The organism is Brevibacterium pigmentatum, from assembly GCF_011617465.1.
Taxonomy (GTDB): Bacteria; Actinomycetota; Actinomycetes; order Actinomycetales; family Brevibacteriaceae; genus Brevibacterium; species Brevibacterium pigmentatum.
Map to the genome: position 1 here is coordinate 2,792,919 of NZ_CP050153.1, position 22,272 is coordinate 2,815,190.

General features: G+C 65.7%; 18 protein-coding genes. 9 read left to right on the forward strand and 9 right to left on the reverse strand.

Features of this window, described 5'->3' with window-relative positions:
- Positions 1-42: 42 nt before the first annotated feature.
- The 4 genes from GUY30_RS12730 to GUY30_RS12745 all read right to left on the reverse strand — a co-directional run bounded on the left by GUY30_RS12730 (position 43) and on the right by GUY30_RS12745 (position 5,258).
- Positions 43-1,326 carry an ABC transporter permease gene (locus GUY30_RS12730; protein ID WP_167198180.1) on the reverse strand — a complete coding sequence of 428 codons (1,284 nt, stop codon included), beginning with the start codon at positions 1,324-1,326 and terminating at the stop codon, positions 43-45.
- Position 1,327: 1 nt separating this feature from the next.
- Positions 1,328-2,560 (reverse strand): ABC transporter permease, encoded by a 1,233-nt coding sequence (locus GUY30_RS12735; RefSeq protein ID WP_039209838.1) that lies wholly within the window; start codon positions 2,558-2,560, stop codon positions 1,328-1,330.
- The gene (locus GUY30_RS12740; protein WP_167198183.1) at positions 2,557-4,116 is read right to left on the reverse strand and encodes an ABC transporter ATP-binding protein; all 1,560 of its coding nucleotides are present in this window, start codon (positions 4,114-4,116) and stop codon (positions 2,557-2,559) included. The genes GUY30_RS12735 and GUY30_RS12740 overlap by 4 nt, the downstream gene beginning before the upstream one ends.
- Before the next feature lie 74 nt (positions 4,117-4,190).
- The gene (locus GUY30_RS12745; RefSeq protein WP_407645281.1) at positions 4,191-5,258 is read right to left on the reverse strand and encodes a BMP family lipoprotein; all 1,068 of its coding nucleotides are present in this window, start codon (positions 5,256-5,258) and stop codon (positions 4,191-4,193) included.
- A 338-nt stretch (positions 5,259-5,596) separates the two neighbouring features.
- Here GUY30_RS12745 and GUY30_RS12750 point away from each other — a divergent pair, with 338 nt between their 5' ends.
- The 4 genes from GUY30_RS12750 to GUY30_RS12765 all read left to right on the forward strand — a co-directional run bounded on the left by GUY30_RS12750 (position 5,597) and on the right by GUY30_RS12765 (position 10,639).
- A complete protein-coding gene (locus GUY30_RS12750; RefSeq protein WP_167198186.1) occupies positions 5,597-7,450 on the forward strand; it encodes an ABC-F family ATP-binding cassette domain-containing protein in 1,854 nt (617 codons plus the stop codon).
- A 92-nt stretch (positions 7,451-7,542) separates the two neighbouring features.
- Positions 7,543-7,893 carry a TraR/DksA family transcriptional regulator gene (locus GUY30_RS12755; protein ID WP_167198189.1) on the forward strand — a complete coding sequence of 117 codons (351 nt, stop codon included), beginning with the start codon at positions 7,543-7,545 and terminating at the stop codon, positions 7,891-7,893.
- A gap of 113 nt (positions 7,894-8,006) precedes the next feature.
- Positions 8,007-9,377 carry an acyltransferase family protein gene (locus GUY30_RS12760; RefSeq protein WP_167198192.1) on the forward strand — a complete coding sequence of 457 codons (1,371 nt, stop codon included), beginning with the start codon at positions 8,007-8,009 and terminating at the stop codon, positions 9,375-9,377.
- A 212-nt stretch (positions 9,378-9,589) separates the two neighbouring features.
- On the forward strand, positions 9,590-10,639 hold the full coding sequence (locus GUY30_RS12765; RefSeq protein WP_062862095.1) for a homocysteine S-methyltransferase family protein: 1,050 nt from the start codon (positions 9,590-9,592) through the stop codon (positions 10,637-10,639).
- 439 nt (positions 10,640-11,078) lie between these two features.
- On the opposite strand, the gene GUY30_RS12770 is transcribed toward GUY30_RS12765, so the two are convergent.
- Both GUY30_RS12770 and gndA read right to left on the reverse strand, forming a co-directional pair.
- A complete protein-coding gene (locus tag GUY30_RS12770) occupies positions 11,079-12,221 on the reverse strand; it encodes an aminotransferase class V-fold PLP-dependent enzyme (protein WP_167198195.1) in 1,143 nt (380 codons plus the stop codon).
- 152 nt (positions 12,222-12,373) lie between these two features.
- Positions 12,374-13,816, reverse strand: coding sequence for an NADP-dependent phosphogluconate dehydrogenase (gene gndA, locus GUY30_RS12775; protein WP_167198198.1), 1,443 nt, complete (start codon positions 13,814-13,816; stop codon positions 12,374-12,376).
- Between the two features lie 124 nt (positions 13,817-13,940).
- Here gndA and GUY30_RS12780 point away from each other — a divergent pair, with 124 nt between their 5' ends.
- Together GUY30_RS12780 and GUY30_RS12785 are read left to right on the forward strand one after the other, a co-directional pair.
- Complete coding sequence (locus GUY30_RS12780; protein WP_228281317.1) at positions 13,941-14,453, forward strand: gluconokinase; 513 nt, start codon at positions 13,941-13,943, stop codon at positions 14,451-14,453.
- Positions 14,454-14,503: 50 nt separating this feature from the next.
- Positions 14,504-15,907, forward strand: a complete 1,404-nt coding sequence (locus GUY30_RS12785) for a GntP family permease (RefSeq protein WP_167198201.1) — start codon at positions 14,504-14,506, stop codon at positions 15,905-15,907.
- A 72-nt stretch (positions 15,908-15,979) separates the two neighbouring features.
- On the opposite strand, the gene GUY30_RS12790 is transcribed toward GUY30_RS12785, so the two are convergent.
- From GUY30_RS12790 to rsmA, 3 genes are read right to left on the reverse strand one after another with little or no spacing between them, the layout of a single operon-like run.
- Positions 15,980-16,753: a FadR/GntR family transcriptional regulator gene (locus GUY30_RS12790; protein ID WP_167198204.1), complete on the reverse strand. Its 774-nt coding sequence runs from the start codon at positions 16,751-16,753 to the stop codon at positions 15,980-15,982.
- A gap of 2 nt (positions 16,754-16,755) precedes the next feature.
- Positions 16,756-17,703, reverse strand: coding sequence for a 4-(cytidine 5'-diphospho)-2-C-methyl-D-erythritol kinase (locus GUY30_RS12795; RefSeq protein ID WP_167198207.1), 948 nt, complete (start codon positions 17,701-17,703; stop codon positions 16,756-16,758).
- Positions 17,700-18,626, reverse strand: a complete 927-nt coding sequence (rsmA, locus tag GUY30_RS12800) for a 16S rRNA (adenine(1518)-N(6)/adenine(1519)-N(6))-dimethyltransferase RsmA (RefSeq protein WP_208091410.1) — start codon at positions 18,624-18,626, stop codon at positions 17,700-17,702. The genes GUY30_RS12795 and rsmA overlap by 4 nt, the downstream gene beginning before the upstream one ends.
- 183 nt (positions 18,627-18,809) lie before the next feature.
- Between rsmA and GUY30_RS12805 the strand changes: the two genes are divergently transcribed.
- From GUY30_RS12805 to GUY30_RS12815, 3 genes are all read left to right on the forward strand, one after another.
- A complete protein-coding gene (locus GUY30_RS12805; protein WP_167198213.1) occupies positions 18,810-20,027 on the forward strand; it encodes a class I SAM-dependent methyltransferase in 1,218 nt (405 codons plus the stop codon).
- 95 nt (positions 20,028-20,122) lie between these two features.
- On the forward strand, positions 20,123-20,956 hold the full coding sequence (locus GUY30_RS12810) for a sulfurtransferase (protein ID WP_167198216.1): 834 nt from the start codon (positions 20,123-20,125) through the stop codon (positions 20,954-20,956).
- 373 nt (positions 20,957-21,329) lie between these two features.
- Positions 21,330-22,229 (forward strand): C40 family peptidase, encoded by a 900-nt coding sequence (locus GUY30_RS12815; protein WP_167198219.1) that lies wholly within the window; start codon positions 21,330-21,332, stop codon positions 22,227-22,229.
- Positions 22,230-22,272 lie beyond the last annotated feature (43 nt).

Consider the following 22,272-nt stretch of genomic DNA (forward strand, 5'->3'; position numbering starts at 1 on the left):
GGGTATTCGAGGGGTCGTGCTGATTCGTCGCCGAGGCGGGACTCACTTCACGTAGGGCACACCTTCCGCGGCCGGCGGGCGGACCCGACCGACGAAGCCGGCGACGGCGAAGACGGTGACGATGTAGGGCAGCATGAGCAGCAGCTCGTTGGCCACCGGGGTGCCGATGGACTGCAGAGTGTTGCCGAGGCTCTTGGAGAAGCCGAACAGCAGCGCCGCGAACAGCGCACCCTTCGGGTTCCATTTGCCCAGGATCATCGCGGCCAGGGCGATGTAGCCCTGTCCTGCTGACATCTCCTTGCCGAACGCCAGTCCGGAGCCGACGGTGAAGAAGGCTCCTCCCAGGCCAGCGATGGCGCCGGCGAGCAGAGTGTTGCGCACGCGGGTGAAGTTGACCTTGATGCCGACGGTGTCCGCGGCCTTCGGGTGCTCGCCGACCGCACGCATCCGCAGTCCCCACTTCGAGCGGAAGACGAAGATCTGCAGGGCGATGACGACGACGTACATGATGTAGACGAGGATGTTCTGGTCGAACAGCACTCGTCCGAGCACCGGAATGTCCGCGAGCAGCGGGATCGGCAGATTCGGCAGCTTCTGGCGGGAGTTCCACAGTTCCGGATCCTGGGTGAGGACCGTCGAGTAGAGGAAGCTCGTGACGCCGACGACGAGGACGTTGAGGACGACGCCGATGATGATCTGGTTGACCCAGTACTTCACCGCGAAGAAGGTGAGCACCACGGCGACCAGGGCACCGGCGATGGGAGCGGCGAGCAGACCCGCGTACGGGTTCTTCACAACGGAGGCGACGACCGCTGCGAGGAACGCACCGGCCAGCAGCTGGCCTTCGATGGCGATGTTGATGATGCCCGAACGCTCTCCGACAAGGCCGCACATGGCGCCGAAGATCAGCGGCACGGACAGCGCCAGGGCACCGGCGAGCAGCGTGGTCAGCGGGATGACTCCACCGGATCCGCCGCCGGCCCACGCGAGGAAGGACAGGACGAAGATCACGCCGAAGAGCATCGGGAACCAGGAGCCGAGGTCGATGCGCTTGACCGACACATAGATCGACACGGCGGCCATGATGACGAGGATGATGCCCAGCGTCAGACCTGCCGCGGTCGAGGACACGGCGAAGTCGGGGATGGCGAAGAAGTCTCCGCCGGTGGCCACTCGGAAGGTCGTGTCACCGTCACGGCCGATGAGGCCGAAGAAGATGAGTGAGACGAGGGCGAGGATCGTATAGACGATCGGGAATTTCCATGCGATCGGCGCAAGCGCCTTGACCTGGGTCGAAGGTGTTCTATCCACGGTCTGAGCAGTCATCTCAGTCCTCCTTCCGCTTGAGCACCGGTGTGGGCAACCGGAAGATCGACCTCACCAGGGGCGGGGCCGCGATGAGCAGCACGATGACGGACTGGACGACAAGGACGATGTCGATCGGCGTTCCCGTTTGGGACTGCATGAGGTAGCCGCCGGCTTTGAACGCGCCGAAGAGCAGACCGGCGAGGAATGTGCCCAGCGGCTTCGACCGTCCCAGCAGGGCGACGGTGATCGCGTCGAAGCCGATCGATCCGCTGATGCCGCCGGTGAGTTTGAATTCGGTGCCGAGCACTTGGGCGGCGCCGCCGAGTCCGGCCAGGGCACCGGCGACGATCATGACGAGGATCGTCACCTTCGACACGGAGATGCCTGCGGTCCGGGCCGCGTGCGGGTTCGCGCCGACGGCCTTGAACTCGAAGCCGACGGTCGAGCGCTCGAGCAGCCACCACACGAAGATCGTGGCGAGGATGGCGATGATGAAGCCGAAATGCAGGCGGAACGGCGGGGGCAGGAGCAGGAACATCTGCGCGGAGTCATCGACGACGCGTGACTGCGGGTTCGCCGACGTCGTGTGCGTGAACCAGTTCTCCTTGAGCAGGTAGCCCAGCGCATACCCGGCGATCGAGTTGAGCATGATCGTCACGATCACCTCGTTGGCGCCGGTGCGCGCCTTGAGGACACCGGCGATTCCGGCCCAGATCGCACCGCCGATGATTCCGCCGATCGCGGCCACGAGCATGTGGACGACGGGAGGCAGCGGCAGCGCATAGCCGAGGAAACCGGCGATGGTCGCACCGAGGATGACCTGGCCCTGTCCGCCGATGTTGAACAGACCGCAGCGGAAGGCCAGAGCGATGCCGAGACCGGTGAGGATGAGCGGTGTGCCCGAGACCATCGACTCGGTCAGGGGGCGGATGGCACGTTCGGTCGTGCGGGCCTCCCAGTCGAAGACCGCGCCGCGGAACAGCGCCGAATAGGCGTTTCCGACGGTCTGGAAGAGAGCGGAGAAGAACTCGCCGGGGGCGGCGAAGAAGTTCTCGGCGGCCGCAACGACCTCGGCATTCGACACGGCGATGAGGACACCGCCGAGGAGGAGTGCGAGCACGATCGCCAACAGCGAGACCAGCCACGAACCCGACATGATCTGCTGCAGCAGCGTCTGTTCCTTGCCGTCCTCGGCCTCGGACTCCGGCGGCGGTGCCGCCGAGGGAGCCGCCGGTGAGATATCAGTCGTCATTTGGTCTCCTCCGCCGAGGTGGTGGCTGAGTCGTCGTCCGTTGCTTCGAGGGCTTCGTCGGCGGGCACGCCGGCCATCATCAGGCCCAGTGCCTCACGGGAGGTCTCGGGTCCGACGATGCCGACGACGCGTCCGGCGTACATCACGGCGATGCGATCGGCGAGTCCGTAGACCTCGTCGAGTTCGGTCGAGACGATGATGCAGGGCGTGCCGGCATCGCGTTCGGCGATGACGCGCTTGTGCACGAATTCGATCGATCCGACGTCGAGGCCGCGGGTGGGCTGGCTGGCGATGAACAGTCGCAGATCGCGCCCGAGCTCACGGGAGAGCACCACCTTCTGCTGGTTTCCGCCGGAGAGCGTCGAGATCGGATCGGAGACGCTGCCGAGTCGGATGTCGAATTCCTCGACCTTCTTCTTCGCCTCTTCGTTGATGACCTTCGACCGCATATTCAGGCCCTTGGCATAGGGCTCACGGTCGTAGACGTCGAGGATCATGTTCTCGTGGATCGCGAATTCCGCGATGATGCCGTCGGTCGAACGGTCTTCGGGAACGAAGCCGATGCCGGCACCGAGGCGGTCCTTGACCGAGCTGCCGACGAGCTTCTTCCCGTCGAGAGTGATCGTGCCCAGACGCGGTTCGGTGAGTCCGATGATCGTCTCGGCCAGTTCCGTCTGTCCGTTGCCCTGGACACCGGCGACGGCGAGAATCTCACCACGCCGGACGTCGAAGGACACATCATCGACGACGACGTTCTCGGCCTTGTCGACGACGGTGAGTCCCCGGACCTGGAAAGTCGCATCGCCCGGATCGGCGGCTTCCTTCTCGGTCGTCAGCGACACGGCGCGGCCGACCATCTGGCTGGCCAGTTCGGCCTCGGTCGACTCGGGCGAGGCCTCGCCGACGATCTTGCCGCGGCGGATGACCGTGATCGCGTCGGCGATCGCGCGGACCTCACGGAGTTTGTGGGTGATGAACACGATCGATGTGCCCTGCTCCTTGAGCTGGCGCATGATCGAGATGAGTTCGTCGGTCTCCTGCGGAGTCAGCACGGCCGTCGGCTCGTCGAGGATGAGGATCTTGGCATCCCGGGACAGAGCCTTGATGATCTCCACACGCTGCTGTGCGCCGACCGGCAGATCCTCGATGAGGGCGTCGGGATCGATATTGAAGTTGAAGCGCGAGGAGATCTCCTTGACCTTCTTCCGCGCCTCGTTGATGTCGAGGAGCCCGAGGCTCTTCGTCGGTTCGTAGCCCAGCGCCACGGACTCGGCGACGGTGAATACGGGCACGAGCATGAAATGCTGGTGGACCATGCCGATTCCCGCGGCCACGGCATCGCCGGGGCCGGAGAACTTCACCGGCTTGTCGTCGATGAGGATCTCTCCCCCATCGGCGTCGTAGAGTCCGTAGAGGACATTCATCATGGTGGATTTGCCGGCGCCGTTCTCACCCAGCAGAGCGTGGATCTCGCCCGGCTCGATGGTGAGATCGATGTGGTCGTTCGCCACGAACGATCCGAACACCTTGGTCATCCCGCGAAGCTCGAGTTTCACTGCTTCCGGTTCTCCTCACAAACTTGAAAACTGCAGGGCCGACAATGTCGGGCCCTGCAGTTTAACCGACGAGCTTACTTCGGTGTGCTCTCCGACTCGACGACGAGGCTGCCGTCGATGATCTGCTTCTTGAGCTCTTCGACTTCCTTCTTCACGTCTTCGGGAACTTCCTTGTCGAGGTCGTGGTAGGGAGCGATGCCCACGCCTTCGTTCTCGAGGGTGCCGACGTAGGGTTCGTTGGTGAACTTGTCCTCCGTGCCTTCCTTGACGGTGTCCTCGACCGCGTTGGCGATCTGCTTGACCACCGACGTGAGCATGATGTCGCCGTATTCGGTCGACTCGTAGCCGTCGGAGTCGACCCACACGAGCTTGACGTCGCCGGCTTCCTTCGCAGCAGCGGCGGCGCCGAGGCCGACGGGTCCGGCGACCGGCATGATGACGTCGGCGCCCTGGGAGATCATCTGCTTGGTCAGTTCCTGACCCTGTCCCTGGTTCTCGAAGTCACCAGAGAACGATCCGTCCTGCTTCTCCTTGTTCCAGCCGAGCAGCTTGACGTCCTTCTTCTTGTCTTCGTTGAACTTCTTCACACCATCGGAGAAGCCGTCCATGAAGATCGTCACCGACGGAATCTGGACGCCGCCGAAGGTGCCGACCTTGCCGGACTTCGAGGTCGCGGCCGCAACATAGCCGGCGAGGTAGGCGGCCTCTGCGGTGTTGAAGACGACGGGCTTCGCATTCTCGATCGTCACCGGCTTGCCGTCTGCGTCGGAGAAGCCCGAGTCGATGAGGGCGAAGTTGAGGTCCGGGTTCGCCTCGGCGGCTTCCTGGATCGTGTCCTCGAGGAGGAACCCGACGCCGAAGGTGAGGTTGCAGCCCTGCTGGACCATGTTGTCGACGTTCGGCCCGAAGTCGGCGTCGCCCTGGGACTCGGCGAGGCTCTCCTCGATGCCGAGGTTCTTCTTCGCGTTGTCCAGGCCCTCGCGGCTCGACTGGTTAAAGGACTGGTCGTCCCAACCGCCGGAGTCGGAGACCATGCAGGCGAGGTAGTCCGAGCCGGATTCGCCGCCTTCGCCGGAACCGCAAGCGGAGAGGACGAGGGCGGAGGCGGCGATCATCGACACCGCGGAAGCGAGCTTCTTCACGTTTTCTCTTTTCTGATACAGACAGCGCACACGGATGAGGGCCCTGTCTGCCCTTACCGAAAATGTGAAACCACTGGACGAACTGTCATATTTTGATGAGTTTCGGTCAGTCTAATGCACTGAACTCGTTTCAGCGGCTCCGATAACACTTCAATCACGCACACCGATATGAAAAAGAAATACTCCGTCATCCGCGACCATTCTCGGTCCAAAATGCGAACGCGAAAGCCCTCGACTTTGAGACAGTCAGCCGACGCGTGTAGTGAGTCGACCGACATGTCGGCAGGCGCCCGGCAGGCACAGGAGTCCGCCCGTCGTGAACTAGGCTAGAGAGTCCTATGGCACATCTCCTCGGGGCAGAAGCCCTCCACCTCGAATACCCCACGCGCGTCGTCTTCGACTCCGTCACCCTCGGCGTCGAGTCCGGCGACATGATCGGCATCGTCGGCCGCAACGGCGACGGCAAATCGAGCCTGCTCGGCATGCTCGCCGGCACCATCGAACCCGATTCCGGACGGGTGACCTATCGCGGTGGTCTGCGCTTAGGGATGCTCGGCCAACGCGATGACCTCGATGACGAGGCCACGGTCGGCTTCTCCGTCGTCGGTGACGCCGCCGATCACGAATGGGCAGCAGACCCGCAGGCCCGAGACATCATCTCCGGCCTCATCGCCGATCTCGATTGGGATGCGCAGATCTCCTCACTCTCCGGCGGTCAGCGCCGCCGAGTCGCCCTGGCGGCTCTGCTCATCGGCGATTGGGACATGCTCATCCTCGATGAGCCGACAAACCACCTCGACGTCGACGGCATCGCATGGTTGGCGAAGCATATTCGCGCCCGCTGGCCGAAGAACTCCGGCGCCCTGCTGCTGGTCACCCACGACCGGTGGTTCCTCGACGAAGTCTGCACGAAAACCTGGGAGGTCCACGACCGCATCGTCGAACCCTTCGAAGGCGGCTATGCCGCCTATGTCCTCCAGCGGGTCGAACGCGACCGGATCGCCGCCGCCACCGAGGCGAAGCGACAGAATCTCATGCGCAAGGAACTCGCGTGGCTGCGACGCGGTGCACCCGCCCGAACGTCGAAGCCGAAGTTCCGCATCGAAGCGGCCAATCAGCTCATCGCCGATGTGCCCGAGGTGCGCAATCCGATCGAATTGAAGAAGATGGCCACGGCCCGTCTGGGCAAGGACGTCGTCGACCTGCTCGACGTGTCCAAGCATTTCGGCCAGACCACGATCCTCGAGGATGTCACGTGGCGCATCGGTCCCGGTGAGCGCACCGGGATCCTCGGCCCCAACGGTGCCGGGAAGTCGACCCTGCTCGGCCTGGTCTCAGGGGAGATCGAACCCGATGCCGGTCGGGTCAAGCGCGGCAAGACAGTGCAGATCGGAGTGCTCGATCAGCAGTTCAAGGATCTGGCCCGCATCGCCGATGCGCGAGTACGAGAGGTTCTGGCCGAGTCGAAGACCTCATTCAACATCGAGGGCAAGGACTTCACTCCGGCTCAGCTACTCGAACGACTCGGCTTCGCAAAGGAACATCTGTCTGCCCGGGTCAAGGAACTCTCCGGTGGACAGAAGCGCCGGCTCCAGCTTCTGATGCTGCTCATGGCCGAACCCAACGTCATCATCCTCGACGAGCCGACGAACGACGTCGACTCGGACATGCTCACCGCGATGGAGGACCTCCTCGACTCCTGGCCGGGCACTCTCATCGTCGTCTCCCACGACCGATACCTCCTGGAGCGCGTCACCGATCAGCAGTACGCGATCCTCGACAACCGACTGCGCCATGTTCCCGGCGGCGTCGAAGAGTACCTGCGGCTGCGCGCCGAACAGGAACGCCGAGGCTCTGCCGGTTCGAATAAGACCGCCGGTTCGAACGGGGCCACGGCGGGAGCCGGCGGGAACGATTCCGGTGGGGCCGCCTCGGCGAGCGAGGGATCGGAAACGGCCGCGAAGCTCACCGGCGCGGAAGCCCGCGCGGCGAAGAAGGAAGTGTCCTCGATCGAACGTCGGATGGACAAGCTCAATTCTCAGATCGCGAAGAAGCACGAGGAGATGGCCGCTCACGACCAGACCGACTTCGAAGGACTCGCCACGCTCACGGCCGCGATCCGTGAGTACCAGGACGAACTCGACGAACTCGAGATGCGCTGGCTCGAGGCGTCCGAGGCACTCGAGGCCTGAGCTTTCGAGGCACGAGCGCTCGCGACCTGAACGTTCGGGGCCTTCACTAGAGGCCACCGGCGACACAGCCGGAAGGAATCGAGGAGACGACGATGATCGACGAAGCGAAGATGAGAGACCTGCTCGAGGGGGAGCGGGCGGATGCGCAGGCGCTCATCGCCCGCCTGACCCAGGGCATCGACGAGGTCTCGGCCGCTCGCGAGGGTGACAACAGTGACGACGAACATGATCCGGAAGGCGCGACGCTCGCCTTCGAACGGTCGCAGGCCGCGACCCTGCTCGAACAGTCCGAGAACCGACTCACAGAGATCGCCGAGGCGGTCGACCGCCTCGCCGTGGGAACGTTCGGAACCTGCATCGACTGCGGCAAGCCCATCGCCGAGGCGCGACTGGAGGCCCGTCCCTACGCGGCGAAATGCGTGGACTGCGCCGCCCGCGGTTAGGCATCCACAACTCCGTTCGGACACGCGAGTACACGGTCGTACGGGACCGTTCGGCCGCCTCGGCGAGGGTAAGATCTTTCCCCTTATACGGCCGGGTGCGGTAGTGTATCGGCGTGTCATCACGGGACTATCGCATCGACCGCGCCAAGGGAATACTCATCTTCCTGGTGGTTCTGGGCCACCTCCTCGCCAGGACCTCCCCATGGGAGTCGCCGATCCTGGGCGCACCGATGTACTTCATCTACATGTTCCACATGCCGGCGTTCGTCTTCCTCGCCGGCATCACGGCGAAGTCGAACAAACTGGCCGAGCGGGTTCTGACCTACTTCGTCCTCCTGGCCACGGTGCTGCCGCTCATGTGGGGGTGGATGTGGCTCTTCGGGCTCAATCCCGACTACGACTTCCTCAGACCGTTCTGGTACACGTGGTTCCTGCTGTCGATGGCGTGGTGGATGATCACGGTCCCCTTCATCGAGCGCTTCCCGCGCACGATGCTCGTCGCTTCTCTGGTCGCCGGGCTCTTCGGCGGAATACTGCCGATCCTCGACACCGAACTCTCCGCTGCTCGGACGCTGGCGTTCTGGCCCTTCTTCGTCATCGGCAAGCTCTACGGCAAGCAGATCATCGGCTGGGCCGGCAGTCTTGCGATCTGGCAGAAGCTCTGCCTCAGCGCCGCCGCACTCGGCACCGTCGGATACTTCTACCTCGACGAAGTCGATCACAACTGGCTCTTCGGCAGCCTCAACTTCGCCCACTTCGACGTCAGCGTCCCCGAAGGTGTGGGACTGCGCCTCATCGTGGACATCGGAGCGGTGCTGCTGACACTGGCCCTGCTGTCGTGGCTGAGCAACACGAAGGACACGCTCGCGAAGATCGGCAAGAACAGCCTCGCTGTCTACATCCTCCACGGTTTCGTCGTCCGCGGTCTGCAGCCGGTGCTCGACGACAGCCGCAACGTCCTCCACGATGCCGTCGTCCTCCTCATCTGTGTGGCCCTGGCCGTGGCGTGGACCGGCCTTCTGGCTTGGTCGCCCTTCGAACGTGCCCTGCGCTGGTGGTCCTCGACCGTCACGGGCCTCCTGCTCAAGCCGTTCCCGTTCCTGCGACCGGAGGATTCCGACCGTCGCGGCCGGCGTGGTCGTCGTGGGGACGTCGACGCCCATGCCGCCTATCCCGGCGACACTCATCATCCCGGCAACGCCTACAGCGAAGGCGACGGACCGGACCGGCAGGGACTGGGCCTGCAGCCGCTGCCCGGTGTCGGCTACCAACACTCCCCCGGCTACGAACAGCAGCCCGGTCAGCAGCAGTCCTTCGCCTCCCCTGCGCCGGCCACGGGCGACCCGTTCCCACTGCCCGGTTCGCACGAGGTTCCGCAGAACAACGCCACCTATGAACCGACTCAGGAAGTTCCCGCCGGTGCCGCCCAGCGGGCAGTGCGCTACCGCCGACTGCCGGTGTACCTCAGCGGCGACGACCACTGACGGTCGGGCCGCCTCGGCGGACCCTGTCACCTACCGGAACCCTGCGTTGCTTGCTCTTCGTCGGGCCGCCTCGGCGAGGGTCGTGTCATTTCATGGCGATCGGCGTCGTTTTATGTCGATGTGACGCTCCTCGCTCCCCCGTTTGATGGTGTGATACCGGAGTTCGGGCCGCTCGCCCGGGCTCGACCACATCATCGAATCGGAGAGCATCCATGACCGCGACCAACGCCCTGACCCAACGCCTCGACGCCGGCCCCGTGATCTGCGCGGAAGGTTTCCTGTTCGAGCTCGAGAAGCGCGGATATCTGTCCGCCGGCGAGTTCGTCCCCGAGGTGGCCCTCGAATTCCCCGACGCCCTGCGTTCCCTCCACGTCGACTTCCAGCGGGCCGGTTCCGACATCGTCGAGGCCTTCACCTACAACGGACACCGTGAGAAGATGCGCGTGATCGGCAAGGAGGACCTGCTCGAGCCGCTCAACCGCGCCGCCTTGCAGATCGCCCGGTCCGTTGCCGACGCCAAACCCGGGAACTTCATGGCCGGCAACATCTCGAACTCGAACATCTGGGATCCCGCCGATGAGTCCAAGCAGGCCGAGGTGCGGGCCATGTTCGCCGAGATGGTGGCCTGGGCGGTTGAGGAAGGTGCCGACCTCATCATCGGCGAGACCTTCTACTTCGCCGGTGAGGCCATCGCCGCGGCCGAGGTCGCCAAGGCCAGCGGCCTGCCCGTCGTCCTCACGCTTGCGCCCATGGGCTTCCAGGAGATGGCCGACGGGGTCGGGATCGTCGAGACTGCGCAGCGTCTCGAACAGCTCGGCGTCGATGTCGTCGGCCTCAACTGCTTCCGCGGACCAGCGACGATGCTGCCGTGGCTGAAGGAGATCCGCGCGGCCGTGTCCTGTCACGTCGGCGCGCTGCCGATCCCCTACCGCACCACGGAGACCGAGCCGACGTTCTTCAACCTCTCCGACCCCCGCGCCGAGGTGGCCTCGCCGCACGGACGCACGTTCCCCACCGCTCTCGATCCCCTGCAGACCAACCGCTACGAGATCGGTGCGTTCGCCAAGGAGGCCTTCGACCTGGGCGTCAACTACATCGGCGTGTGCTGCGGCGCGACCCCGATGCACATCCGCGAAGTCGCCGAGGCGGTCGGGCTGACGACCGATGCCAGCCGGTTCTCCGAGAACATGGCCAACCACTTCATGTACGGCAGCAACGAACGGCTCGCCGACAACGTCGTCGCCCTCGGAGACACCGCCTGAGTCGAGCCGAGAAGACGGTGCGCGGCTGTTCACGCACGCCTCGGGAAAGGTCTAGGGACCGCGAGGCACGAGCTGGTCGCGGACAGTGTGCATTGTTGGGTCGATCCGCGGTGTTCTGACCTCGAAAACCACCGTGGATCGACCCAACAATTCAGGCACAAGCGCCGCGCGAGGCCGATCAGCACCTGCAGTGTCTGGTTTCGAAATGTGACCGCAGCCGACTTTCGTGTCCAGGGACGGGTGAGATTCGGCAGCAGCTCGTGATACAGGTCCACTCCGCGTCAGAGCTGAGCATCCCGCACCGGTAGTGCCGAAACATACAGTCGGCGCCATAACCCCTCGTTGCAACGGGAGGTTATGGCGCCGACGGTATGTTGCGCGACTACGCGGGGGCGAAGACGCTAACGGTGAGGGATGCTCACCGACCGCGCTTGGGCGCTCAGGCTTCGGCGGTCACGCCGATCGAGTCGAGAGCAGCCTCGAGGCGCGAGATCGTGCCGTCGATGTCGCCGAGCTTGTCGAGACCGAACAGGCCGATGCGGAAGCTCGAGAAGTCCTCGGGCTCATCGCACTGCAGCGGCACTCCGGCTGCGATCTGCACGCCGACTTCCTTGAAGCTGGCGCCGGTGGCGAGCTTCGGGTTGTCGGTGTGGACGACGACTACGCTCGGCGAGGCAAACTCGTCCGAAGCCACCGAAGGCAGTCCGCGTTCGGCGAAGACGGTGCGCACCCGCTCACCGAGTTCGGCCTGTGCGGCGGCGAGCTTGTCCAAGCCGCGCTCCTCGCTCTCGGCCATGAGTTTGGCATTGTGCGCCAGAGCGTCGGTGGGCATCGTCGCGTGGTAAGGCGCACGGCCCTCTTCGTATTCGTCGGCGATGAACAGCCACTTCTTCAGGTCCATCGCGAAGCTCGTCGAGGTCGATGCCTCCACGGCGGCGCGGCCGGCCTTGCTGAGCATGACGTAGCCGGCGCACGGCGATCCGCTCCAGCCCTTCTGCGGCGCGGAGATGAGCACATCGACACCGAGATCGGTCATCGACGCCCACACCGCACCCGAGGCGATGCAGTCGAGAACGAAGATTCCGCCGACCGCGTGCACGGCTTCGGCGACCTGGCGGACGTAGTCATCGGGCAGGAGCATCCCCGAGGCGGTCTCGACGTGGGGAGCGAACACGACGGCGGGCTTCTCGCGCTCGATGGCGGCGACCACCTCGGCGATGGGGGCCGGCGACCACGGCGACTGGTGCTCGGTGCTGTCCGGGGAGGCCTTGAGCACGGTCGTCTCCGAGGCGATGGCCCCGGCGTCGAGGATCTGCGACCAGCGGAAGGAGAACAGACCGTTGCGCACGATCAGCGCCTTCTTGCCGGTGGCCAGCTGACGTGCCACGGACTCCATGGCGTAGCTGCCGCCGCCGGGGACGATGGCAGCGGAATCGGCATCGTAGGCCGAGCGCAGGATCCGGTTGATCTCCTGCATCACGGACACGAACCGCTGCGACATGTGGTTGAGCGATCGGTCGGTGAAGACCACCGAGTATTCGAGCAGTCCGTCTGGGTCAACATCTTCGTGTGGCAAAGTCATGGCTCTAACATATCGGCAGTCCGCCATCCGGGCCACCAGAGTCGATCAGTGAGACCGCGGCGACCGTCGCCGAGGCGGCAGAACGTCGGTGTCGCCCTGCACCGAGGCGGCCCCGTCGTACCGGTCGACCCTCACCGAGGCGGCCCCGTCGTTCAGACCTCGACTTCGCTGCGATCGCCGGACCACAGAGTGTGGAAGGTCCCGGGACGGTCGGTGCGCGCATAGGTGTGCGAACCGAAGCGGTCACGCTGCGCCTGGATGAGAGCGGCACTGCCCGCCTCGGTGCGCAGACCGTCGAAGTAGGACAGAGTCGAGGCCAGCCCGGGCACGGCGATGCCGTGGCCGATGGCCCGGACGGCCGTCGAGCGCAGGGATCCCTGGCAGCTCCCGGCGATCTCTCGCACGAAATCGGCGCCGAGCAGGTTCTCGGGCGGGGTCGGGGAGTCGAAGGCCGCGACTATGCGATCGAGCAGGCGGGCCCGGATGATGCACCCGGCCCGCCAGATTCCGGCGAGCGCCCCGAGATCGATGTCCCAGTCGTTCTCGCGGGCGCCGACTGCGATCTCGTGGAAGCCCTGGACGTAGGCCATGACCTTGCCGAGCAACAGCGCGCGACCGATCTCGTCGACGCGGGCCGCACGATCGTCCGCAGACAGTGAAGACGGCTCGGCGCCTGGCCGGGGACCGGCCAGGTCGAGTCCCTCGGCGCGCAGATCGACGGCCGATGACAGCGAACGGGAGAAGACCGCCTCGGCGATGGTGGGCACCGGGACCCCAAGGTCCAGACCGACCTGCGCCGTCCATGCACCCGTGCCCTTGGCCTTCGCGGCATCGGCGACGACGTCGACGAAGGGCCGGCCCGTTGCCTCATCGACATGGGCGAGGACGTCGGCGGTGATCTCGATGAGGTAGGACTCGAGCTCTCCGGTGTTCCAGTCGGCGAAGACCTCAGCAATTTCGGCGGGCGCCATCCCCAGGTCGTCGCGCAGGAGCGTGAAGGCCTCACTGATGAGCTGCATATCGGCGTATTCGATGCCGTTGTGGACCATCTTGACGAAGTGCCCGGCCCCGTCGGTGCCGATGTGATCGACGCAGGCTTCGTCTCCGACCTTCGCGGCAATGGGTTCGAGCAGGGGACACAGGCGCTGCCACGCGGTCTCCGTTCCACCGACCATGAGGGAGGGCCCGAGCAGAGCGCCGACCTCTCCCCCGGAGATGCCGACCCCGGCGAACTCAATGCCGGTTCCCTCGAGTCGGGCCCCGCGGGCGATCGTGTCCCGGAAGTGGGAGTTGCCGCCGTCGACGATGATGTCACCGGGAACGAACGCCTCGGCGAGATCGCCGATTGCCGCATCCGTGGCTCCTCCGGCGTTGACCATGAGGATCGCCACCCGTGGTTCGGTGAGCTTCCCGGCCAGGTCGGCCGGGTCGGCGGCGACGAGGAAGTCGGCCTCGGGGAAGTCAGCGGCCAGCCTCTGGGCGCGCTCGACGTCGCGGTCGTAGACGGCGACTCGGTGGCCCGGCTGACGGGCGAGGTTGCGGGCCAGGTTCGACCCCATCACGCCGGTTCCGATCACCGCGACATCGGCCTTCATGAGCATTCCTCTTCCCTGTGATCAGCAGTGTTGACAGTCGCTTCCCACCAGCACTACGGTGCTATAAATCTGTTTTAATAACTGATTATAGATATTTCTTCATATTTTATCGAGAGGTTCGGTAATGGGTCACAGCCCTTTCCTTCCACCGCTCGTCATCATGGGTGTCTCGGGAACCGGCAAAACCGTCCTCGGCGCGCAGGTGGCGGACACCCTCGACCGTCGGTTCGTCGACGCCGACGATCTGCACTCCGGTGAGAACAAAGCGAAGATGGGCTCCGGTGTGCCGCTCACGGATGAGGATCGGGCACCCTGGCTCGACAGCGTCGCTATCGAAGCAGCCCGCACCCCAGCCCCGGTCATCGCCTGCTCCGCCCTCAAACGCTCCTACCGTGACCTGCTGCGCAGGTCCGCACCTTCGCTCGTCTTCATCCACCTCGACGGCCCCCGCGAAGTCATCGCCGACCATCTGGCCCGCCGCGACCACGAGTTCATGTCCCCGGATCTGCTCGACTCGCAGCTGGCCACACTCGAACCGCTCGCTGCCGAGGAGGCACATGCCACCGTCGACGTCGACCAGTCGATTCCCGATGTCCTGAATGCGATCCTCGAGTCCGTGAACCGGATGAGCGCATGATCGCCCCGTCCACCGTCCGCCCATCCACCTGACCTCAAGGAAGAGGAACAATGACCGAACTCGAATTGGCCTGGACTCTGTCGACTCCAGCCCTCCTGGGAATCGCAGCCGCTGCCATCGCCGTGCTGCTCCTGCTCATCATCAAGGCACGAGTCCATGCCTTCATCGCTCTCGTCATCGTCTCCGTGATCACGGCCCTGGCCGCGGGAATCATGCCCGCTGACCTCATCGACGTCCTCTACGACGGCTTCGGATCCACCCTGGCCAGCGTGGCCCTGCTCGTGGGACTCGGTGCGATGCTCGGACGGATGCTCGAACTCTCCGGCGGCGCCGAGGTGCTCACCGACGCTCTCATCCGTCTTTTCGGTGAGAAACGAGCACCCTTCGCCCTCGGTGTGACCTCTCTGCTCTTCGGCTTCCCGATCTTCTTCGATGCCGGGCTCGTCGTCATGCTGCCGATCATCTTCACGATCGCACGCCGCCTCGGCGGATCTCTGCTGCTCTACGCGATGCCTGCGGCAATGGCGTTCTCCGCTATGCACATCTTCGTACCCCCGCACCCCGGCCCGGTCGCGGCCTCCGGACTGCTCGGCGCGAACGTCGGACTCGTCCTCATCTGCGGAATCATCATCGCCATCCCAGCCTGGTATCTCACCGGATACCTGTTCGGACTCATCATCGGAAAGCGCATCGACGTCGCCGTCCCCACGGTGCTCTCGGCCGGAAAGGACGACTCGTATGCCGATTTCGCCTCACGTCCGAAACTCGGCCACGTCATCTTCCTCCTCGTCCTGCCGCTCGTGCTCATCTTCTTCAACACCGGACTGAACTTCGCTGGTGAGGCCGGGTGGGTCGATATCGAATCGGTGTTCATCAGCTCCCTGCGGCTGCTCGGCGAGACCCCAATCGCCCTGCTCATCACCGTCGTCATCGCCATGTGGCTGCTCGGGTGGAAGCAGAAGAAGGACCAGTCGCTCATCGAGACCGTCGTCGACTCAGCCCTCGGCCCGGTGTGCTCGATCATCCTCATCACCGGAGCCGGCGGAATGTTCGGCGGAGTGCTGCGCGCCAGCGGCATCGGCGATTCCCTCGCCGATTCACTGTCCGCCCTCGGCCTGCCCGTCATCGTCGCCGGCTTCGTCATCGCCGCGATCGTGCGCATTGCACAGGGTTCGGCCACCGTGGCGCTGACGACAGCGGCGGCGCTCGTCCAGCCCATCGTCGTCGGCAACCCGGATTTCTCGAGCCTGCAGGTCGTGGCGATCGTGCTGTCGCTGGCCGCCGGTTCGGTCTTCGCCAGCCACGTCAACGACTCCGGCTTCTGGCTCGTCTCCCGCTTCTTCGGCATGGACACGAAGACGACGCTGAAGACCTGGACAGTCGCCGAGACGCTGCTGGGCACCGTCGGGTTCCTGCTCAGCCTCGCCCTCTACGGAGTCGTCAGCCTGTTCTGAGGCAGTTTTTCGGCCGCCCGAGTGCCGGGCAGCAAGGCGACAGGGTTTCCTGCCACTCGAGTGCTTCGGTCCTCAGCTCCCCTGATGCCGGGGTTCGTCGGCCCAGACGGTGCCCATCTCCGCATCGGCCTTGGCGACGATCTTCGCCATCGCCTCTCGGGCGCGCTCGGCGTCCTGTCCGCCGATGGCATCGGCGACGTCGAAATGCCATTGCAGGGCATCCGGGTGCGGGAACTTCGGCATCAGTCCCGCCCCCGTGCGGCCGGAGAGGATCTCACCGATGACGGTGTCGAAGGCGGCGAAGAGCTCGTTGCCTCCGGCACCGAGCACTGCTCGGTGGAACGCCACATCGGCTTCGAGGAACGCTTCGACATCGCCCTGCCTGCCCGATGCCCGCATGCGGGCGGCCAGGCCCATGATCTCCTCGGCGGCTTCCGCCGGAGCATGTTGGGCGGCGAGCCCCGCAGCCTCGGGCTCGATGGCCACTCGCAGCTCGGTGAGCGACCGCAGCTGCCTCGCCGGAGCTTCAGTCATCCTCCAACGGATGACGAGCGGGTCGAGCAGCATCCATTCGCTCATGGCGAGCACGACGAGACCGACGCGACGGATCGGCTGCAGCATGCCGAGGGATTCGAGGACTCGGACGACCTCGCGCACCACCGACAGCGACACGTCATAGCGGGCCCGCAGATCCTCGGCCTTGATGATCGTCCCGGCGGCGAGCCGTCCGGCGACGATGTCCTGTCCGACCTGATCACGCAGCGTTTCGTGGAGGCTCCCGCGGTTCTCCGGGCCCGATTTCGGACTGGCGGCCGCCTCGGCGGGGGTGTGATTCTCCTCCCCCATGATCACCCGCCGTCCACGATATGTGCTCCGGGCGCGGGGCCGGTGGTGCGCAGCGCTTCGTTGACGCCTCGTGTGGCCTGCAGGAGCACGGCCAGGTCGAGGGCGTGGTGGGCGTCGCGGGCAAGGAAGCCAAGCGTCGGCCCCGACCCGCTGAGCAGGGGCAGGACGGCGCCGGCGTCACGGCCGGCCTCCATCACCTCGGCGATTTCGGGCATGAACGACACGGCCGCCTCGGTGAGGTCGTTCGCCGCGGATTCCGCGAGCGCGTCCGGTTCGCCGGCGGCAAGCGCCTTGAGCACCTGATCGGGCACTGCCGCGGGGGCCGGGTCGGGGTTGAGTTCGTCGAAGCGGGCGTAGACGTCCGGAGTGGGCAGGGGCGACGCCGAGGTGGCCATCACCCAGTGGAAGGTTCCGCGGGTGAGCACGGGGCTCAGCTGTTCCCCGCGGCCCTGGCCGATGGCCGTGCCCCCGCGCAGGAGGAACGCGACGTCGGCTCCGACGGCGACCGCGCATTCGCGGACGGTCGCCTCGTCGACGCCGCCGACGAGGTGGGCGGCTCCGACGAGTGCGGCTGCCGCGTCGGCCGATCCCCCGCCCATTCCGCCGGCCACGGGCACCTGCTTGTCGATGACGATGTCGAGGTCGCGCAGCACATCGACGTCACGGTCGCCTTCGAGCGCGGTGATGAGGAGGTCGACGGCGCGCCTGGCGAAGTTCGATTGGTCGCGCGGGACCGCGGCATCCGCGTAGCGGCCCTGGACGATGATCGACCGCGTTCCACCTGGAATGAGGGTCAGGGTCTCGCCGAGGTTGAGCGCCTGGAACACCGTCGCGAGCTCGTGATATCCGTCGTTCGCCGCACCCACACCGAGGTGGATGTTGATCTTGCCCGGCGCCTGTACTCTCACCGGGGCCGGGATCGTCGTGCGCGGGTGCAGCGGGGTGGTCATGGTGAGGGGTCCTCGCTCGGCGCGGCCGGTGCTGCGGCATCACCGTCGACGGCGGCGAGGCGTTCGAAGTCGGCGACGGTGAGTGCCTCACCGCGGGTCTTCGGGTCGATTCCGGCCGCCGTCAGGAGGTCTTCGGACTGCTGCGGGCTGCCGGCCCAGCCGGATAGGGCGGCGCGCAGTGTCTTTCGACGCTGGGCGAAGGCGGCGTCGATGAGGGTGAAGAGGCGGCTGCGGACAGTCGGGTCGCGGTCGGTGCGAGTGACGTCGATGCGGACGAGTCCGGAGTCGATGTTCGGGGCCGGCCAGAACACATTCTTGCCGATCTTGCCTGCCAGTTTCACGTCCCCGTACCACTGGGCTTTGACGCTGGGGACTCCGTAGGTGCGGGAGCCGGGAGCGGCGGCGAGGCGTTCGGCGACTTCGAGCTGGACCATGACGAGGACGGTCTTCAGGCTCGGGAAGGTCTCGAGGAAATGCAGCAGCACGGGCACGGCCACGTTGTAGGGCAGGTTCGCCACAAGAGCATCGGGCTGGTTCCCGCCGGCTTCGGGTGCGACAACCGCGGCTTCGGTGGTGTGCTCCAGGGCCGGAAGCGTCGTGACCCGCAGCGCATCGGCATTGACCAGCTGGAACGGCGCGTCGCTGCCGGCGAACGTCGCGACCGTGCTCGGCAGCTTCTGGGCGAGCACCTCGTCGATCTCGACCGCGGTGACGGTATGACCGGCCTCGAGCAGACCGAGAGTGAGCGAACCGAGGCCCGGGCCGATCTCGACGACGTTCGAGTTCTCCTCGAGGCCTGCAGCGGTGACGATCGAGCGCACGGTATTGGGGTCGATGACGAAGTTCTGGCCCTTCTGCTTCGTCGGGCGCAGACCGATGTCAGCGGCTAATTCGCGGATATCGCGGGCGGTCAATAACGTCACAGCCAACAACTTACCGCACCGCTCGGCTCGCACAATCACCGCAGCCGCGCGGCGGTTCGGCCGGGCCGCTGCGGTGAGGGCAGAGGGCGCGAACCCCGGCGAAGCGCGGACGGCGTGGGCACGGCTGCGGTGGGCCGCCTCGGCGAGGGGATCGCTCCACTGCGCAGACGATAGGGTGAAGCCATGGATCCGCAGACACTGACTGAACTGCTCGACGTCGCCGTTCTCGACCGACTCGACCGCATCGACGACCTCGAAGGCGATGAGCTCGCACGGTCAACCGCACTGCGCAAAGAGGGCTTCTCCGCCGAGGTGACTGCAGCCCTGCTCACTCAGGCCCGGCTGCGGCAGGAGGCGGCAGCGAAGCTCGGACCCTTCGCGGAGGACATGCTCTTCACTCGCGACGGACTGGCCCAGGCCACGCGGCTGCCGGTCGCCGCTCATCATGCGCGTCGCCTCATCGGCGACGTGGCCGAGGGTGAGTCCTTCCGCATCGCCGATCTCGGATGCGGGATCGGCGCGGACTCGGTCGCCTTCGCCGGAATGGGCGCGCAGGTCTCGGCTGTCGACGCCGACGAAGTCACTGCCGCCATCGCCGCCTTCAACCTCCGTCATCTGCCCGATGCCGCGGTCGAACACGCTCGCGCCGAGGATGTCGACCTGGATGGATTCGATGCCCTCTGGTTCGATCCGGCCCGGCGGACCATCGGCAAGGCCGACAAACGCGGATCGACGTCCCGCATCACCGACCCCGAAGCCTTCTCCCCCTCTCTGTCGTGGGTGATCGAGAAGGCCAGCGCGGCGAAGGCGGCCGGAGTGAAGCTCGGCCCGGCACTCGACCACGACCTCGTCCCCGAGGACGCCGAAGCCCAGTGGGTCTCCCACAACGGCGAGGTCGTCGAGGTCTGCCTCTACTTCGGTGCCGCCAGGCAGCGCCCCGGCCGCGGCGCCCTCGTCATGGGCGAACGCACCCTCCTCGTCCACGAGGACAACTTGCCCGACGAGGACGAGGCGGACATCGGGGAGCTCGGGAAGTATCTGCTCGAGCCCGATGGTGCGATCGTGCGCGCCGGACTCGTTGCCGCTTTGTGCGCACCGCTGCAGGCGCGCCGGCTGCACCCGAAGATCGCCTATCTCACCACCGACGTCGAACCGAGCGGCCCGGCATCGGCAGGAGTCACCGCCTATGAGGTGATCGACGTTCTGCCCGCGAAGGTTCCGAGCCTGCGCAAGGAGCTCGTCTCCCGCGGAATCGGTTCGGTCGTGATCAAGAAACGCGGTGCCGACATCGTTCCCGACCAGGTCCGCCGCCAACTCAAACTGCCCAAGGGCGACAAAGCCACGCTCGTGTTCACTCGCCTCGGCGAGAAGCACGTCGTCCTGCTCACCCAACCGGTGTGAGCCTGTTGCAACCTGTGTGACCCTGTCCCGACCGATGCGACCCCGTCCCTGGATCCCGTCCAGACGGTGTGACCCTATACAAGAAGGAGATCGAATTGACCCGCTCCGACGTTCTCATCAGCGCCGATGAACTGCTTACCCGCATGGCCGATTCTCCGGCGCCGAGGCTGCTCGACGTCCGCTGGACCCTGCCGAAGCCCGATGGCAGCGAGGACTTCGCCGCAGGGCACATCCCTGGGGCCCTCTACGTCGACCTCGACACCGAGCTCGCCGACCACGGCAGCACCGACCCGACGGCCGGCCGGCACCCGCTGCCGAGCCCCGAAGCCTTCCAAGAGACTGTGCGCTCCTGGGGCATCGATGCCGACACCGAGGTCGTGGTCTACGACGACAATTCCGCCCTCGGCGCGGCCCGTGCCTGGTGGCTGCTGCGCTGGGCCGGGTTGAGCGCCCGCGTCCTCGACGGCGGACTCGCCGCGTTCCGTGACGCCGGCGGGACGCTCGAGACAGGACCCACCCCCGAAGTCACACCCAGTTCATTGGAGATCAGCCCAGGGAAGCTGCCCGTCATCGACGCCGAGTCGGCGGCCGACTTCGACGGAGTCCTGCTCGATGCCCGCGCCGGTGAGCGCTTCCGCGGAGAGACCGAGCCGCTCGATCCGCAGGCCGGGCATATCCCCGGGGCGAAGAATGCCCCGGCCACGGACAACGTCCCCGCGGGGACGTTCCTGCCCGAGGCTCTTCTGCAGGAACGCTTCGAGGAGCTGGGCGCCCTCGACGGGCCGGTAGGCGTGTACTGCGGTTCGGGCGTCACCGCCTGTCACAATGCTCTGGCGCTGGCGACCCTAGGCATCGAGCCCAGTCTCTACCCCGCGAGCTGGTCCGGATGGTCATCGGATCCCAGCCGACCTGTCGAGACCGGAGCCTAACGCTCAGTCACCACCACGCGTGCGCACCACCACACGCGCCGTCAACACCGCACGCGCGATCTCACGCCGTCGGCATTCTTGGGTCGATCCACGGTGGTTTGGGCGGGAAAAACGCCGCGGATTGACCCAAGAATTGCGTCTTGCGAATGTCACGAAACGTTATTCAAGGCTGAGACTGAGCGCTGAATCACAGTCACAATCAGGCGGAACCACAGCCCACCACCAGCCATTCTTGTCCACACCGACCCTGTGACCTGCAATTATACCCTCGAACCTGCCTGCGAATCCGTTTGTAACAAAAACGTGACAGAAGATCACGAATTCGTTACAGTGGAGGACATCGTCATACTCAGACAGGCAACGAGAGGAAATCGTGGCATCTAAGCAGCACGGCCGCCGCGCCGCGAACGCCAAGGCCAAAACACCACTGACCGAGCTGAGCGAACTGCTCGCAACGAACTCCGGCGCATTCGGCCGCCGTGCCGCAGTCGTCGCCGCCAGCGGCGGACTGCTCACCGCAGCGATCATGCCCGCCGCTGGGCAGGGAACCGACGACGAGGCGAAAGTCGCAGCCGAGTCCGAGAAGCAGGCTCCCGTCGAGTTCAAGAACCAGACGCCGAACATCGATGCCGGCGGTTCTTCGAAGAAGGGTGATCAGGATTCCTCGGTCACCGTCGACACGGACGTGGTCACGGCCGAGGCCGCCCCTAAGCCGAAGCCCAAGCCGAAACCGAAGCCTGAGCCGAAGGAAGAGCCGGAGGAGACCGTCGCAGAGCCGGCGCCTGCCGAGGAGCCGAAGGAAGAGCCGAGCGAGAACTCCGACGACGATTCCGCCGGCACCGGCGATGAGGGCTCCGATTCGGGCGACGACAAGAGCAAGGACGACGGCGCGGACTCGGGCTCCGGAGACGTCAAGGTCCCGGACGGATCGAAGGCCGAGCAGGTCATCGCCATCGCGAAGCAGTACGTCGGAACGCCTTATGTGCTGGGTGGGACTTCGCCCAGCGGCTGGGACTGCTCCGGCTACACCTCATTCGTCTACGGCAAGGTGGGCGTGGACCTGCCGCGCACGTCGTCGGCACAGAAGGGCGCCGGACAGATCGTCTCGGCTTCCGAAGCGAAGGCCGGGGATATCATCTGGTCACCGGGCCACGTCGGCATCTACGCAGGCGACGGCATGATGTACGACGCTGGGAACACTTCGGTGGACACCAGCTACCGCAGCGTCGATTGGATGACCCAGCAGGGCGCCCAGTACATCCGCGTGCTCTGATCTCCACCCAGAACTGAATACATAAGGAATCCCCTCGCCGGCA